This window comes from Pseudomonas sp. S3_C06, assembly GCF_054667675.1.
In genome coordinates, this window is record NZ_CP162747.1 from 1187295 (window position 1) to 1204937 (window position 17643).

Sequence of the window (17643 nt, forward strand, 5' to 3'; positions counted from 1 at the left end):
GCCAGCACCCGCGCCCAAGCGAGATGGAACAGGCTGGCGACGCTGACGCCGAGCAACCGTGCCTGACTGCGCAGACGCTGCGCCACCACGGCGGGCAGTGCTTGACTGACTTCCTCGATGTCATTGCCGTCGCCGTGCACGTCCTGCAAGCCGAACGGCAGCGTCGGTTCGTCGATGTCGCCGAGCATTTCGCGGAAGAACGCTTCGTGCTCTTGTTCGCTGACGCCAAGGCGGGTCTGCGCGACATAATTGCGGTACGGCACAGCGTCTACCGGCAATCGTTCATCGCCGCGCAAAATCGCCTGCATTTCTGCGCTGACCACCGCCAGCGCGGTGTGGTCCATGGCGATGTGGTGGAACAACAGCATGGCGACGACACGCTGATTGTCCGGATCGAGGGCATACACCAAACGCAGCAGCGGTGCCTGATCCAGGTCCAGACGCCAGTGCCGCGCATCGAAGCGTGCCCGCAGTTGATCGATGGCTTCACCCTGCGCAGGCTCCAGCGCCACGGCTTGAACCGGCAACTCCGCACGCCGCCAGACCACTTGCACCGGCGCCGCAAGGCCTTGCCAAACTATCGAAGTGCGCAGGATGTCGTGGCGCGCCATGACTTGACGCAGCGCCGCAGCGAACCCTTGAAAACGTTCAATACTGTCGAACGCCAGACACGATTGCAGCAGGTACGGATCGCCTTTCACGGCGCTGAGGTGGTGATACAGAATCCCTTCCTGCAACGGCGCCAGCGGATAAATATCCTGCACGTTGGCCGCGCCACCCGGCACCGTGGCGACGATGCGTTCGATACTGGACTGATCCAGTTGCACCAGTGGCAGCATGTCCGGGGTGATGTGCGTGCAGTCGGCCGCAATCAGATTCTCCGGCACTGCAACCTCGCGACCACTGCCCACCGCGGCCGCCAGCGCGGCCAATGTCGGTTGGCTGAACAGCACGCGCACATCGGTGCTCAGATCAACCTGACGCATGCGTTCGATCAGCGTCACCGCCAGCAATGAATGCCCGCCCAGTTCGAAGAAGTTGTCGTGACGGCCGACCTGTTCAACGTTCAAGACGTCCGACCAGATCTGCGCCAGGGCGATTTCCACCGAGCCTTGCGGTGCGGCATATTCGCGGCTCAGCCACGCCGTTTGATCCGGCTCCGGCAGCGCTTTGCGGTCGAGTTTGCCGTTGGCAGTCAGCGGTAGTGCTTGCAGGCGCACGTAAGCGGCGGGCACCAGGACCTGCGGCAACTGCGCTTGCAGATGACTGCGCAAATCCTCGATCTCGACGTTCAAACGTTCGGTAAACCACGCCAGCAACTGGCCGTCGCGCACCAGCACCACGCAATCCTGCACGGCCGCGTGACGACTCAACGCCGCTTCGATTTCCCCCAGCTCGATGCGCACACCGCGCAGTTTGACCTGATCATCGTTACGTCCCAGGTATTCGACGTTGCCGTCAGCCAGCCAGCGCGCGAGGTCGCCGGTACGGTACATGCGCGCCTGCGGTTCGTCGCTGAACGGGTCGTCGAGAAAGCGTTCGGCAGTCAGCTCAGGGCGATGCAGATAACCGCGCGCCACACCCGCGCCGCCGACATACAACTCGCCAGCGACGCCGATTGGTACCGGACGCTGCTGATCGTCGAGCAGGTAAATCTTCGCGTTGGCCATCGGCCGACCGATGTGCAGCACCTGCCCGACCTCGACCGCGCCAGAAGTCGCAACCACCGTGGCTTCAGTCGGGCCGTAGTTATTGATCACCGCGAAGGTCTGCTCGCGGGGGAACTGGCGCAGTTTGTCGCCACCGATCAGCAGCGTGCGCAAGGTCGGATGGCCGAGGTCGCGACTGAAGGCGTATTCGGCCACCGGCGTCGGCAGGAAACTCACCTGCAACGGCTGCGCACGCCACCATTCCAGCAACTCGTCGAGGTGCTCGTTGCTCACCGTCTGCGGTGGCAGATGCAGGGTCGCGCCGACACACAGTGCCGGCCAGACCTCCCACGCCATCGCATCAAAACCGAATCCGGCGACGCTCGATGTGTGGCTGCCGGCGCGCAAGTCGAAGGCCTCGCAGTGCCAGTGCACAAGGTTCTCCAGCGTCGCGTGTTCGACCATTACACCTTTCGGCTGGCCGGTGGAGCCGGAGGTGTAGATCACATAGGCAAGATGCGCCGGGGTCAGCGTCGACAGTTGCGGAATGCTCTCGGACAACTGCTGCCAAGTGGGATTGTCCAGATCAATCAGCGGCACGGCGCCGAGCAAATCAGCCGTCGAAGCCTGCGCCAGCACCGCCATCGGCGCGCTGTCCTGCAACAGATAGGCGATGCGTTCCGCCGGATACGCCGGGTCAACCGGCACATAACCGGCGCCAGCCTTGAGGATCGCCAACAGCGCGACGAGCATGTCCGGGCCACGGCGCAGACACACGGCGATACGGTCATCGGGCTGCACGCCGAGCCCGAGCAAGTGATGGGCCAGGCGATTGGCGCGCTGATTGAGCTGAGCGTAGGTCAGATGCTGATCGCCCTGCAGCACGGCCAGTGCCTCCGGCTGCTGCTCGGCCTGAGCCTCGACCATCCGCTGAATCGTCGTGCCACGCGGGTAGGCTGCTGAGTGCTGGTTGAAGCCGACCAGCAAGTGCTCGTATTCCGCCACCGAAAGCACCGGCAAACGGTTGAGCGGACGTTGCGGTGCTTCTTCCAGTGCGGTCACCAGATGTTCCAGTGCGGTGTGCATGTAACTGCAAATCCGTTGCGCACCAATCTCGGCGAGCGCCAGCACGTCGAGGGCAAACCCTTCGCCCAGATCATCCACCGACAGGGTCAGCGGATAATTACTGCGCTCCTCGCCGCCGAGCATGCGCACGCCCTGCCAGATACCCTGGCCGTCGCGCGGCTGTTGTGCGGCGGCACTGTGTCGATAGTTGAGCAAGGCGCTGAACAGCGGCGCGGAACCGGACATGCCAGTGCATCGTTGAGCCAGCGCCAGTGATGCGTGCTCATGACCCAAAAGCGCTGTCAGCCGCGCATGAGTAGTTTTCACCCCGGCGCGCACGCCTTCAGCTAGATCAACCCGCAGCGGCAAGGTGTTGATGAACACCCCGAGTGTCCGGTCGGCGCCCTCACCGCCCTGCATGCGCCCCATCAACACGGTGCCGAAGACCACGTCGCGGCGTCCGGAGACCACACCCAGCACCTGCGCCCAGGCCATGTGCATCAGGCTCGCCGGGCTGACGCCCAACTGCCGCGCCTGTTCGCGCAGGCGCAGATTGAGCGCCGCATCGACCGGTTGCAGCGCTTCTTCGATGCCACGTCCATCGCCCTGCACATCCTGCAGACCGAAGGGCAAGGTCGGCTCGTCGATATCGCCAAGCATCTCGCGGAAGAACGCTTCGTGCGCCTGCTCATCGGCGCCCAGGCGGGCCTGCGCCACGTAATTGCGGTAAGGCATCGGCGGCGTCAGCGTGTCGAGCTGATCGAACATCAATGCGTGCATTTCCCGACCGATCACGTCCATGGCGGTGTGGTCGAGAATCGAGTGATGGAACAGCACAATGGCGACGACTTGCTGTTGCGCCGGATCCTCGGCGTAGACCATGCGGATCAGCGGTGCCTGATTCAGATCGAGGCGGTAATGCCGCGCATCGAAACGCGCCTGCAACTGCTCGAGGATGTCGCCGTCACGGCCCTCCAGAGGCACCTGTTGCACGACCATCTGTGCCTCGCGCCAGACTACCTGCTGCGGATTGGGCAAGCCTTCCCAGACCACGCTGGTGCGCAGAATGTCGTGACGCGCGATGACCTGCTGCAAATGCGTGGCGAAGGTTTGTAAACGCTCGAGACTGTCGAAGGCCAGACGCGATTGCAGCAGATACGGATCGCCCTGCTCAGCACTGAGGTGGTGATAAAGAATGCCTTCCTGCAACGGCGCCAGCGGATAGATATCCTGCACATTCGCAGCACCGCCCGGCACCGTCGCAACAATACGATCAATGCTGGCCTGATCCAGCGTGGTCAGGGTCAGCATATCCGGGGTGATGTGCGTGCAATCGGCCGCAATCAGATTGGCCGGCACGTCAATTTCCCGGCCACTGCCCAAGGCACGCGCCAGCGCGGCCAGACTCGGCTGGTTGAACAGCACCCGCACATCGGCGTTCAGACCGGCCTGACGCATGCGTTCGATCAGGCTCACCGCCAACAGCGAATGGCCGCCGAGTTCGAAGAAATTGTCGTGGCGGCCGATCTGTTCGATGTTGAGTACGTCGGCCCAGTTCTGCGCCAACGCGATCTCGACCGGGCCTTGTGGCGCTTCATATTCACGGCTGAGCCACGCGTCCTGATCCGGTTCGGGCAAGGCCTTGCGGTCGAGTTTGCCGTGAGCCGTGAGCGGCAGGCTGTCCAGTCGCACATAGGCAGCCGGCACCAAAGTGTCCGGCAGTCGCGCTTGCAGATGGCGGTGCAAGTCGCCGATCTCGACCTGCTCGATGTCAGTGAACCACGCAACCAGACGCCCGTCGCGTACCAGTACCACGCATTCGCGGACCGCGTCATGAGCGCTCAACGCGGCTTCGATTTCGCCGAGTTCAATACGCACACCGCGCAGTTTCACCTGATCGTCGTTGCGCCCCAGGTATTCGATATTGCCGTCGTCCAGCCAGCGCGCGAGGTCACCGGTGCGGTACATGCGTGCGTGCGGCTCGTCACTGAACGGGTCGTCGAGGAACTGCGCAGCGGTCAGTTCCGGACGATTCAGATAACCCCGTGCAACCCCGGCGCCGCCGACATACAACTCGCCTTGCACACCGGTCGGCACTGGCTGCTGCTGGCGGTCCAGCAGATAAATCCGCGCATTGGCGATCGGCCGGCCGATGTGCAAAACCCGCCCGGGCTCGATGCGCCCGGACGTCGCCACCACCGTGGCTTCGGTCGGGCCGTAGTTGTTGATCACATCGAACGTCTGATCTCGCGGGAACTGGCGCAATTTATCGCCACCGATCAGCAATGTGCGCAGGGTCGGATGGCCCAATTCACGACTGAAGGCATATTCGGCCACCGGGGTCGGCAGAAAGCTCACCTGCAACGGCTGCGCGCGCCACCACTCGAGCAGTTCGTCGAGGTGTTCATTGCCGATCGCGGACGGTGGCAGATGCACGGTCGCGCCGACGCACAACGCCGGCCAGACTTCCCAGGCCATGGCATCGAAACCGCAACCGGCGACGCTGGCGGTGTGGCTGCCGGCGTGCAGATCAAAGGCTTCGGCGTGCCAGTGCACGAGGTTTTCCAGAGTGCGGTGCTCGACCATCACGCCTTTCGGCTGCCCGGTAGAACCCGAGGTGTAAATCACGTAGGCCAGATTCGCCGGGGTCAGCCTCGACAGTGCCGGGTTGGTGTCAGGCAAGTGCCGCCAGTCGTTGGCGCCCAGATCGATCACGGGTACAGCGCCAAGCAGGTCGCGCGTCGATGCCTGCGCCAGCACTGCGATCGGGTCGCTGTCCTGCAACAGGTAGGCAATCCGTTCTGGCGGATAATCCGCATCGATCGGCACGTAACCCGCGCCGGCCTTGAGAATCGCCAGCAGTGCGACGAGCATGTCCGGCCCGCGACGCAGGCACAGCGCGACACGGTCGTCGACTTGAACGCCGAGGCCAATCAAGTGATGGGCGAGACGATTGGCGCGCTGATTCAGTTCGCGGTAGCTGAGCTGTTGCTCGCCCTGCACCACCGCCAGCGCCTCGGGATGCGCCGCCACTTGTGCTTCGAAAAGGCGCGGCACAGTCTGTGCGGGAGGATATTCACGACCGCTGATGTTGAAACCGACCAGCACCCGTTGCCGCTCGCCCGGCGACACGATCGTCAGTTGCTGCAACGGCGCCTGCGGTGTGTACTCCAGCGCCGTGACCAGACTGTGCAAGGCGGTTTGCAAGTAGTCGCAGACCCGTGCGCCATCCACCTGCGGCACCGCTTGCACGCTCAAGCGGAAACCTTCGCCAAGGTCGTCGACACTGACCACCAGCGGATAATTGCTGCGCTCGCGCGAGCTGAGAATCTGCACGCCGTCCCACATGACAGCCGCCGATTGCGGCGCACTGTGGCGGTAGTTGAGCAAAGTGCTGAACAGCGTTTGCGAACCAGCGACACCACTGCAACGCTGGGCCAGCGCCAGCGAGGCTTGCTCATGGCCGAGCAACTGCGCCAGGCGCGCATGGGCGGCACGCACGCCGCTCTCTACCGAATCCGTACCGACGCTGACGCGCAACGGCAAGGTGTTGATGAACATGCCCAACGCCCGATCCGCGCCCTCTCCACCTTGCATGCGTCCGAGCAATACGGTGCCGAACACCACGTCTTGCTGGCCGGAAACCTGCGCCAAGACCTGAGCCCAGGCCTGATGCACCAGACTCGCGACGCTGACACCCAGCCGCCGTGCCTGCTCACGCAGACGCTGGCCAAGGCTGGCGTCCAGCTCGGAATGACTGTCGAGGATCGCGCTGCCGTCGCCGTGCACGTCCTGCAAACCGAAGGCCACGGTGGGTTCGTCAATGTCAGCAAGCATCTCGCGGAAGAAGACTTCATGAGCCTGATCATCGGCACCGAGCCGCGCCTGCGCGACGAAATTACGGTACTGCACCGGCGGCGGCAGGTCGCTGCTGCGGCCGAGCATGACGTCGTTCATTTCCGCGACCAGCACTTCCAGCGCGGTGTGATCGAGGACGATATGGTGCAGCAGGAGAATGCCGATCCAGCGGTTGTGCGGCTGATCTTCGGTGTAGACAAAGCGCATCAGCGGCGCGCGATTGAGGTCGAGACGATAGTGGCGCGGATCGAAACGCGCCTGCATCTGCTCGAGCACGTCGCCGTCGAGTTCGTCGGCATCGACGCGTTCCAGCGCCAGTGGCGCTTCACGACAGACCACCTGTACGGCTTCTTCGAGCCCCTCCCAGACGATGCCGGTGCGCAGAATGTCATGGCGTTTGATCACGCCGTTCAAGGCACGAACAAAGTCTTTGATCTGCGCCAGACCGTCGAAGGCAAATTGCGCCTGCAACACATACGTATCACCGGCGCTGGTGGCCAGATGGTGATAGAGAATCCCCGCCTGCAACGGCGCCAGAGCATAGATATCCTGCACATTGGCGATGCCACCCGACACAGTTGCAACGACACGGTCGATCGCTGCTTGATCGAGATTGGCCAGCGGCAGCATCGCCGGAGTAATGCGCGTGCAACCCGGTTCGATCAGGTTGTCGGGAACGACGATGACGCGTTCGCTGCTCAGGGTCGCCGCCAGCGCGGCCACGCTCGGCTGACCGAACAGTACGCGCACGTCACAGTGCAGATCCTGTTGGCGCATGCGTTCGATCAGCTTCACTGCCAACAGCGAATGACCACCGAGTTCGAAGAAGTTGTCATGGCGACCGACCTGCTCGACACCGAGTAACGTCTGCCAGAGTCCGGCAATCAGGTTTTCCACGGCACCAACCGGCGCTTCGAAACCACGCCGGGCGAATGCATCGCTGTCCGGTGCCGGCAAGGCTTTGCGGTCGAGCTTGCCATTGGTGGTCAGCGGCAAAGCGTCCAGACGCACGAAGGCGCTCGGCACCATGTAGTCAGCCAACACTGCCAACAGATGATCACGCAATTGCGCCACATCCGGCGCCGCACCTTCGTCGGCCAGCCAGTACGCGACCAGACGCTGATCGCCGGGGCTGTCTTCGCGAGCGATCACCACAGCTTCGCGCACGCCTTCGCAGGTAGACAGGCGCGCCTCGATCTCGCCCAGTTCGATGCGGAAACCGCGAATCTTCACCTGATCGTCGTTACGCCCCAGGTATTCGAGGCTGCCGTCCGCCGCCCAACGCGCAAGGTCGCCGGTTTTATACAAGCGCGCACCGGCGTTTTCGCCAAACGGATCATTGATAAAACGCTCGGCCGTCAGTGCTTCGCGATTCAGATAACCGCGTGCCACCCCGGCCCCGCCGACGTACAACTCGCCAATCACGCCGACCGGAACCGGTTCGTACTGAGCGTCGAGGACATACAGTTGCAGGTCGGGAATGCGCACGCCAATCGGGCTGACGCCAAGCAACTGCGCGTCGGCGGCCTGCAACGGCCGATATGTCACGTGCACCGTGGTTTCGGTGATGCCGTACATATTCACCAGCCGTGTTCCGGCATTGCCGACCCGCGCATACCACGGTTTGAGCAAGCCCGGCTCCAGCGCTTCGCCGCCGAAAACCACTTCCCGCAAGGAATGCTGCAAGGTGCTGCGGCCCTGGGCGGCGATCAGTTGGCGGAATGCGCTCGGCGTCTGGTTGAGCACGGTGACGCCGGTTTCGCACAGCAGCGCATAGCAGTCGTCCGGCGAGCGGCTGACGGCTTGCGGGATCAACAGCAGTTGCCCGCCGAACGCCAGCGCGGCCCAGATTTCCCAGACCGAGAAGTCGAACGCGAAGGAATGGAACAGCACCCCGATGTCTTGCTGGTTGAACTGGAACCAGTCATGGGTGGCAGAAAACAGCCGCGCCACGTTGCGGTGCTCGACCATCACGCCTTTGGGCAGACCGGTGGAGCCGGAGGTGTAGATCACGTACGCCAGATGCGCCGCCGTCAGCTCGGGAATCTGCGGATTGCTCTCGAGTTCGGCCTTGAGGTGAGCGCTGTCGAGGTCGATCTGCGGCACCTCGAGAGCGGCCACACGATCGCGGGTCGCCGCCTGCATCAGCACCGCCGCCGGGGCGCTGTCCTGCAAGGTGAAACTGATTCTGTCCAACGGATAGGCCGGATCGATCGGCACGTAACCGGCGCCGGCCTTGAGAACACCGAGCAGGCCGATGATCATTTGCGGGCCGCGCTCAACGCAGATGGCGACACGGTCATCGGGGCGGATGTTCAGCGCCAGTAAATGATGGGCGACCTGATTGGCGCGACGATTGAGTTCGCCGTAGCTGAGCGTCTGCCCTTCAAAGATCAACGCCGAGGCGTCAGGTCGGGCCTGCGCATGGGCTTCAAATTGCTGGTGGATCAGCGGGATTTCAGGAAACTGCGCCAGCGGGAAATTGACGCCGCGCAGCAAGTATTCACGTTCGCCGGGCGGGAGAATTTTCAGCGTCTGCAGCGCCACATCGGCGGTGCTTTGCAGGGCCGCGACCAGACTTTCCAGCGTTGTGTTCAAGTACGCGGCCATGCGCTCGGCACCCAGCGCCGCATCCGCCAGCGCGGTGATGCGCAAGTCTGCGCCGAGGTCATCGATGTTGATCGTCAGCGGGTAGTTGGTGCGCTCACGCGCGCCGAGCACCTGCACACCGGGGGCAATGTCGACCACGTCCGCGACTTCTTCGACGCTGCTGTGCCGGTAGTTGAGAATCGCGCTGAACAGCGGCGTCGGTACCGCGACGGCGCTGCAGCGTTGTGCCAACGCTAGCGAAGCTTGCTCATGCGCCAGCAACGCGGTCAGGCGCTGATGGGTCGCCCGCACGCCGGCGCGCACGCTTTGCTCACCAACATCAACGCGCAGCGGCAAGGTGTTGATGAACATCCCCAACGCCTGTTCACCGCCCTCGCCCGCGTCCATGCGCCCCAGCAGTACGGTGCCAAACACCACCGCCGTGCGCCCGGACAATTGCCCCAGTACCCGCGCCAGCGCCAGATGCGTCAGGCTCGCGACACTGACACCCAACTGCCGCGCCTGCTCGCGCAACTGCCGGCTCAAGCGGCTGTCGAGCATCAGCGCGGCTTCCTCGATGGCGTGGCCATCGCCCTGCACATCCTGCAAGCCACATGGCAGTGTCGGCTCGTCGATATCGGCGAGCATGTCGCGGAAAAACGCTTCCTGCGCCTGCTGATTGCTGGCATTGCGCGCCTTGGCCAAGTGATCGCGATACGGCACCGCCGCTGGCACTTGCGCAGTCTGCCCGAGCAGACAGGCCTGAATTTCCCGGCGCAGCACATCCAGCGCAACGTGATCCATGATCATGTGATGAAACAGCAACAGCGCGACCACGCGGCCCTGAGCGGGATCCTGCGCATAGACCATGCGCAGCAGTGGCGCTTGCTGCATGTCGAGGCGGAAGTGCTGCGGGTCGTGGCGTTCGAGCAGTTGCGTGAGCACGTCTCGGTCGCTGTCGACGGTAATTGCCTGACACACCAGCGGCGCCTCGCGCCAGACCACTTGCACCGCCTCGTCGAGGTACTCCCAGACAAATGAGGTGCGCAAAATATCGTGGCGCTTGACCACCCAGCGCAGCGCCTCAGCAAAGGCGTCCAGGCGTTCCTGGCTGTCGAACACGAAGCGCGCCTGCGAGATGTAAGGGTCACCGGCAGCGGCCGAGAGGTGGTGATACAGCATGCCCTCCTGCAACGCAGACAGCGGATAGATGTCCTGCACGTTGGCGGCGCCGCCCGGCACCGTGGCGACGATGCGGTCAAGGGTGTCCTGATTCAGCTTCACCAGCGGCAGCATGTCCGGAGTGATGCGAAACGCAGGGCTCAGCCAGTCGCCGCCGTGTTCGGCGACCAGCTCCAGCAGTTGCGCCTTGTGCGCCGCGAGGCTGTCCCACAACGCGTCATCCAGCGCGTCGTCGCTGCCCAGAATGACCAGGTCTTCATCTTCCTGTTGAAGGCGGATCGCATGGGTGGAAATAACAGCCATCAGTTCGCTGAAATGCATGAGGTAACCTGCTGTAAATACGGAAAAAAGGAGCGCGCAGCAGCGAGTCCGTGCACGCGGCGCGCAGCCTGGAAAAACTAAAACATCGGGGCGTGGGTGTCTGACATGGGAAGCGGGGACAAGCCGCCGGCGTGAGCACCGCAAGCCTCCTGTGGGAGCGAGCCTGCTCGCGAAAGCGGTGGGTCAGTCGACATCATCATTGACTGAACCAACGCTTTCGCGAGCAGGCTCGCTCCCACAGGGTTTGTGTCCGAGGATCAGAGACGGCGTTTGCGGTTGAGGTTGGGGATGGTGGTCTGGGCGATCTCGACCTGCTTGGCCTGCCGCGAGGTCTGTGCCGCCAGCGCGGCCAGCGTCGGCTGGCTGAACAGCGTGCGCGCATCGACATGCAGGCCGGCCAGACGCATGCGCGCGACCAGACTCACCGCCAGCAACGAATGCCCGCCCAGCTCGAAGAAGTTGTCGTGACGCCCGACCTGCTCGACGTTGAGCACCCGCGCCCAGATCTGCGCCAAAGCACTTTCCACGTCACCTTCGGGTGCCTCGTAGGGACGGCTGAGCAGCGCCTCCGCTCCCGGCTCCGGCAACGCCTTGCGATCGATTTTGTCGTTGGGCGTCAAAGGCAACGCCGCCAGCATCACGTAGGCACCGGGCACCATAAACTCCGGCAACCGCGCCAACACATGCGCGCGCAACGCTTCCAGCGTGGGCGCAGTGACCTCGGCCCGTACGCTGTAATAAGCCACCAGCCGCTCATCGCGCACCAGCACCACCGCTTCACGGAGGGCCGGGTGTTCAAGCAAGCGCGCCTCAATCTCGCCCAGCTCAAGACGCACCCCGCGCAGCTTGACCTGAAAGTCATTGCGACCGAGAAACTCGAGATTGCCGTCAGCGCCATACCGCACCAGATCACCGGTGCGATACAAGCGATCACCGGCCACGAACGGACTGTCGATAAAGCGTTCGGCCTGCAATTGCGGCAGGCCCAGATAGCCGCGCGCCACGCCCACTCCACCAATGTGCAAATGCCCGCTCACGCCAAACGGCACCGGCTGATCGCAGGCATCGAGCACATACAGGCGCGTGTTGCTCAGCGCCTTGCCGATCGGCACCAGTGTCGGCGGCACCGGCTCGCCGGGCTCCAGGGTCCAGCCGCTGCTGTCGACCGTGGTTTCGGTCGGCCCGTAGACGTTGTGCAGGCGCACCCACGGCAGGCGCTCGCGCACTTGCCGAGCCAGCGCAACGGTCAACTCGCCGCCACCGTTGAGCACGTCGGTGAGGCTGGTGCACTGGCTGACATCATCCTGTTCGATGAACTGCTGTAACAACGCCGGCACGAACTTCACTACAGTGATGTTCTGTTCGCGGATCACTTGCGTGACATAAGCCGAATCGCGATTGCCATCGGCCCGCGCCAGCACCAGACGCATGCCCGAGCACAGCGGCCAGAAGATCTCCCACACCGAACTGTCGAAACTGTACGGGGCCTTTTGCAGCAGCGCCCCGTGTTCAGTCGGCGGCGACAACTGCGAACCCCAGTACACCATGTTGCAGGCGCTGCGGTGCTCGATCATCACGCCCTTCGGCGTACCGGTGGAGCCGGAGGTGTAGATCATGTAGGCCAGATTCGTCGCGCCGAGGCCCGGCACATGAGGATTGAGGTGCGGCTGGTCCTGCCAGGCGCCGAGGTCGAGATCGATCAGCGGCAGGCCGGGTTCGCCGAGCAGGTCACGCGTCGCGGCATGCACCAGCAGTGCGATCGGTGCGCTGTCCTGCAACATGTAGTTGAGGCGTTGCGCCGGATAATCGGGATCGAGCGGCACATAAGCACCGCCCGCCTTGAGAATGCCCAGCAGACCGATCACCAGTTCCGGCCCGCGCTCGACGCAGATCGCGACCCGCGAATCCGGTTGTACGCCGAGCCCACGCAGATGATGGGCCAGGCGGTTGGCCTGCTCGTTCAGCTCGCGATAGGTCAGGCGCTGTTCGGCGAATTGCACGGCGATGGCATCCGGCTTGCGCTGCACCTGTTGTTCAAACAGCGCCTGAAGTGGCTGGTCCATCGGGCAGTCGACGGCGGTGGCGTTGAACTCGATCAGCAACCGTTGCAGTTCTTCCGGTGGTAACAACGGCAGGCTATTCAGCGGCCGCTGGGGTTCGGTCTCCAGCGCTTCGACCAAACCGTTCAGCGCCGACTGCACATAACTGCAAATCCGTTGCGCGCCGATGGTCGACAAGGTTCGGGTGGTCAGGCGCAAACCCGTGCCGAGATCATCGACACTCAGGGTAAACGGGTAATTGGTGCGTTCCTCGTTGGCCAGAGTCTCGATGCCCTGCCAGGTTTGCCGGGAGGTTTTTTGCTCGACGTCATCGCTGTGCCGATAGTTGAGCAAGGCGCTGAACAGCGGCGCCGGCGCAGCGACGCCACTGCAACGCTGAGCCAGCGCCAAAGAGGCGTGCTCATGGGCGAGCAACGCTGTCAGGCGGGCATGCGTGGACTTCACCGCCGCGCGTGCGCCTTCGCCGACATCGACCCGCAGCGGCAAGGTGTTGATGAACACCCCCAGCGCCCGGTCGGCCCCCGCGCCGCCCTGCATGCGCCCCATCAACACCGTGCCGAACACCACGCTTGGCTGGCCGGATGTCGCCGCCAACACTTGCGCCCAGGCGAGGTGGATCAGGCTGGCGACACTCACGCCGGCCAGACGCGCCTGCTGCTGCAAGCGCTGATAGAGACCGCTGGCCAGGGTTTGCTCGGCTTCTTCGATGTTGCTGCCGTCGCCCTGCACATTCTGCAAAGCGAACGGCAAGGTCGGCTCATCGATGTCAGCGAGCATCTGGCGGAAAAACGCTTCATGCTCCTGTTCACTGACACCCAATCGCGTCTGCGCCACGTAGTTGCGATACGGTACTGGCGGCGCCAGCGTCTCCGAGTGCCCGGACAGGCTCGCGTGAATTTCTTCGCGCATCGCTTCCAGCGCGATGTGATCCATCGCCAGGTGATGGAACAGCAGGATGCCAACCACCCGGTTGTGCGCAGGATCACGGGCATACATCAGGCGCAGCAGCGGTGCCTGACTGACATCGAGGCGATAGCGCCGTGCGTCGAAACGCTGGTGCAATTGATCGATGATCTCGCCGTGGGCAGGATCCAGTTCGACCTCCTGCACCGGCAGAATTGCCTCGCGCCACACCACTTGAACCGGTGACGTCAGCCCTTCCCAGACCACCGCCGTACGCAGGATGTCGTGCCGCGCCATGACCTGACGCAGCGCAGCGGCGAAGGCCTCGACCCGTTCGAGACTGTCGAATGCCAGCAGCGATTGCAGCAGATACGGATCGCCCTGCGCGGCGGTGATGTGGTGATAGAGAATGCCTTCCTGCAACGGTGCCAACGGATAGATGTCCTGCACATTGGCGGCACCGCCCGGCACGGTGGCGACGATACGCTCGATCATTGGCTGATCCAGTTGCACCAGCGGCAGCAGCTCAGGCGTGATGTGCGTGCAGTCGGCAGGAATGCGATTGGCCGGCACCTCGACTTCGCGGCCGCTGCCCTCCGCTGCAGCCAGCGCCGCCAGTGTCGGCTGGCTGAACAACACGCGAACATCGCTGCTCATGCCAATCTGGCGCATGCGTTCGATCAAGCCCACAGCCAACAACGAGTGCCCGCCCAGCTCAAAGAAGTGGTCGTGACGCCCTACCCGTTCGACCTGCAAGACCTCGGCCCAGATCTGCGCCAAAGCGATTTCGACGTCACCTCGCGGCGCCTCGTACTGACGACGGATCAACGCTTCCGGCCCCGGCGCCGGCAAGGCCTGGTGATCGAGCTTGCCGTTGGCGGTCAGCGGCAACGTCGCCAGGCGGATGTAGGCGGCGGGCAGCATCGCGGCTGGCAAACGCGATGTCAGGTGCGCGTGCAAGTGCAGGATGTCCAGCGTTTCGCGCTCGGTAAACCACGCCAACAGTTGGCCGTCACGCACCAGCACCACGACTTCCTGCACCGCATCATGGCTGGCGAGTGCCGCTTCGATTTCGCCCAGTTCGACACGCACACCGCGGACTTTCACTTGGTCATCATTGCGACCGATGTACTCAAGATTGCCGTCGGCGCGCCAACGGGCGAGATCGCCGGTGCGATACATACGCGCATCCGGCTGTGCACTGAACGGGTCGTCGAGAAAGCGTTCGGCGGTCAGCTCCGGGCGATTCAGATAACCCCGGGCAACCCCGGCGCCGCCGACATACAGCTCACCGATGATGCCGATCGGCACCGGGCGCTGCTGATCATCGAGCAGATAAGCCGTGGCATTGCTCAGCGGTTTGCCGATGTGCAACGCCTGCCCCGGGGTAATCAGCCCCGAGGTGGCGACCACCGTGGCCTCGGTCGGCCCGTAATTGTTGACCACCGCAAAACCCTGCGCACGGTTGAACTGGCGCAGGCGATCACCGCCGATCAGCAAGGTGCGCAACGTCGGGTGATCCAGTTGTTTGCTGAAGGCATATTCGGCAATCGGCGTTGGCAGAAAGCTGACGTCCAGCGGCTGGGCACGCCACCAGTCGAGCAGCGCGTCGATGTCTTCGCTGCCTTCGCTTGCGGGTGACAAATGCAGCGTCGCTCCGGCACACAGCGCCGGCCAGACCTCCCACGCCATCGCGTCAAAACCGAAGCCGGCGAGGCTCGAAGTGTGCTGCCCGGAGCTGAGCCCGAATGCCTCGCAGTGCCAGTCGAGCAGATTGCCCAGCGTACGGTGCTCGACCATGACGCCTTTTGGCAACCCGGTTGAGCCGGAGGTGTAAATCACATACGCGAGGTTGCTCGTGTTCAGCTCCGGCACGTCGGGATCGGTCAAGTTGTCGAGCGACCATTCGCGCCGATCAAGCTCGATCACTGGCAGCGCTGTGGCGGGCAAGCGATCACGCAGATCGCTTTGCGTCAGCAACGCCACCGGAGCGCTGTCGCTGAGCAGATAACTCAGGCGCTCGGGCGGATGCGCCGGGTCGATCGGGACATAAGCGGCACCAGACTTGAGAATCGCCAGCAGCCCGACCAGTGTGTCGAGGCCCCTGCGCGCGACGATCGCCACCCGGTCATCGGGCCGTACGCCGAGGCCCAGCAGATGATGAGCCAACGCATTGGCTTGCCGGTTCAGTTCGGCATAACTCAGGGTTCGTCCCTGATACGTCGCGACCACGGCGTCCGGTTGTTCGGCCACTCGGGATACGAATCGCTGATGAATCAGTGGGCCTTGCGGATAACTGACGCGGGTGTTGTTCCACTCATCGAGCAGGGCCAGTTCTGCCGGGCTATTGAGGTTGAAATCGGCGATCGCGAGTTCCGGGCATTCCAGACCCTGCTCCAGTATCAGCAACAAGCGCTCGGTGAACGACGCGATCTCGTCAGCCGTGAAATAGGCCGGCGAGTACACCAGATGCAACCAGGCCTTGTCGGTGTAACGGTTGCTGCGCAGGTGAATGGCCAGCGGAGTCGCCTCGTGCTGGTTGGAGACCTTGACCGAGTGTCCCGACGCCTCACCGTAGCGATAATCATGGTCGTCCTGTTCGTAGGACACCGACAGCTCGAACAGTTGCGAGCGGTCTTCACGCAATAGGCCGAGCGCGCGGTTCATCTCGCTCAGCGGGTAGCGTTGATGACGAAAATCCTGCTTCAGACCATCGCCGATTGCCTTGATCAATGCGGCGAATGACAACGCTCGACCGAAGCCCATGTGCATTGCACTGACCTGGGTGAACAAGCCCAAAGTGCTTTTGAAACGGGCGCCGGAGCGATTGAGAATCGGCAAGCCGACCACCCACTCGTCACGTTGGGCGGTGCGACTGAAATACACATGCAGCGCCGCCAGCAAGACATGAAAGGCCGAGCCACCGAATCGTCGCGCGCAGTCTTTCATGCGCTCGTGCAGCACGGCAGGAAAAGCCTCGACGTGGATGCGGCTTGGCGCCGATTCAGCGTCGAGGGGTTCGTGATGGCGGGACGTCAACAAGCGCTCGGGAAGGCTACGGTACTTGTCCAGCCAGTAGCGTTGGTCGCGTTCATAGCGGGGTGACTGATGGTAGCGCGCGTCATCTTCGATAAAGCCGACATAGGACGGTGCCGCCCTGCGCGGGCGCTCGCCACGGCACAACGCGCTGTAGATCTCGCCCACCGACTTGAACAGCAGCGCGAACGCCCAGCCATCGATGATCAAGTGATGGGCCTGGGCTGCCAACCAGTGGCGATGGCGATCGAGGCGAATCAGACAGAAGCGGAACAACGCTTGCCCGCTCAATACAAAGGGCAGCGCCATCTGCGCTTCGACCAGCGCCCGAGCCGCCGACTGTGGGTCAGGGTGGCCACTGCAGTCATACAGCGGCATGGCCACGGGCAGCGCCTGGGCAAAACCTTGCAACGGCAGCCCGTCGCGACCAACGTCCGCTCGCAGAACAATGCGCAAGGCATCATTGGCTTCAACCAGAGATTCAAGCGCCGATTGCAGCAATGCCGGATCCAGCGGCCCGCTCAGTTCGACGTAACCGCCAATGTTATACAGCGGCGAATCTCCGCGGCTCAGTTGGTCCAGCCAGATATCCCGTTGAGCGGCAGTCAGCGCGAATGTCTCGACAGGCACGGACAGATCGTCCGCCACGTTGGCAGAAGTAGGCTGCATAAGATCCTTCTCATGTAATTTTGCCCGTATTCAAGCATCGGCCCCCGCGCCGACATGACACCTGAAACCCGGACAACCACCACCCTGATAGGCGCCATGGGCGTGGTTATCGCAGGCAACGTCTAAAAATTCGGAGAGGAAATACTGAAAAGCTTGTAGGAAAAAAACCACATACCAGCGCCGCCATTTGCCCGAGCGCTGCCGATCAGAATTGACCATCGCCCGGGTTTCCGGGGCTTGAGCGTGACTGAACAGTCACGCTCGCCGATATGCCAGTGATCAACACCGTCAGAACCCCGGCGCCAACAATC

2 protein-coding genes (1 of these 2 cut by a window edge) are annotated in these 17643 nt (G+C 63.2%); both read right to left on the minus strand.

The features are described 5' to 3' along the window. Positions 1-10664, minus strand: the 5' portion of a protein-coding gene (locus AB4N44_RS05085) for an amino acid adenylation domain-containing protein (RefSeq protein ID WP_460109908.1). 2353 nt of this gene lie to the left of the window's left edge; only the first 10664 of its 13017 coding nucleotides appear in the window; the start codon lies at positions 10662-10664; its stop codon lies off the left edge, out of view. 257 nt (positions 10665-10921) lie between these two features. Further along, the gene (locus tag AB4N44_RS05090) at positions 10922-17332 is read right to left on the minus strand and encodes an amino acid adenylation domain-containing protein (RefSeq protein WP_460109905.1); all 6411 of its coding nucleotides are present in this window, start codon (positions 17330-17332) and stop codon (positions 10922-10924) included. Between the last annotated feature and the right edge of the window lie 311 nt (positions 17333-17643).

What these genes read in the sequence shown, in the direction of transcription:
- AB4N44_RS05090 (WP_460109905.1), bottom strand. Translation starts at nt 17,332, where the DNA reads ATGCAGCCTACTTCTGCCAACGTGGCGGACGATCTGTCCGTGCCTGTC.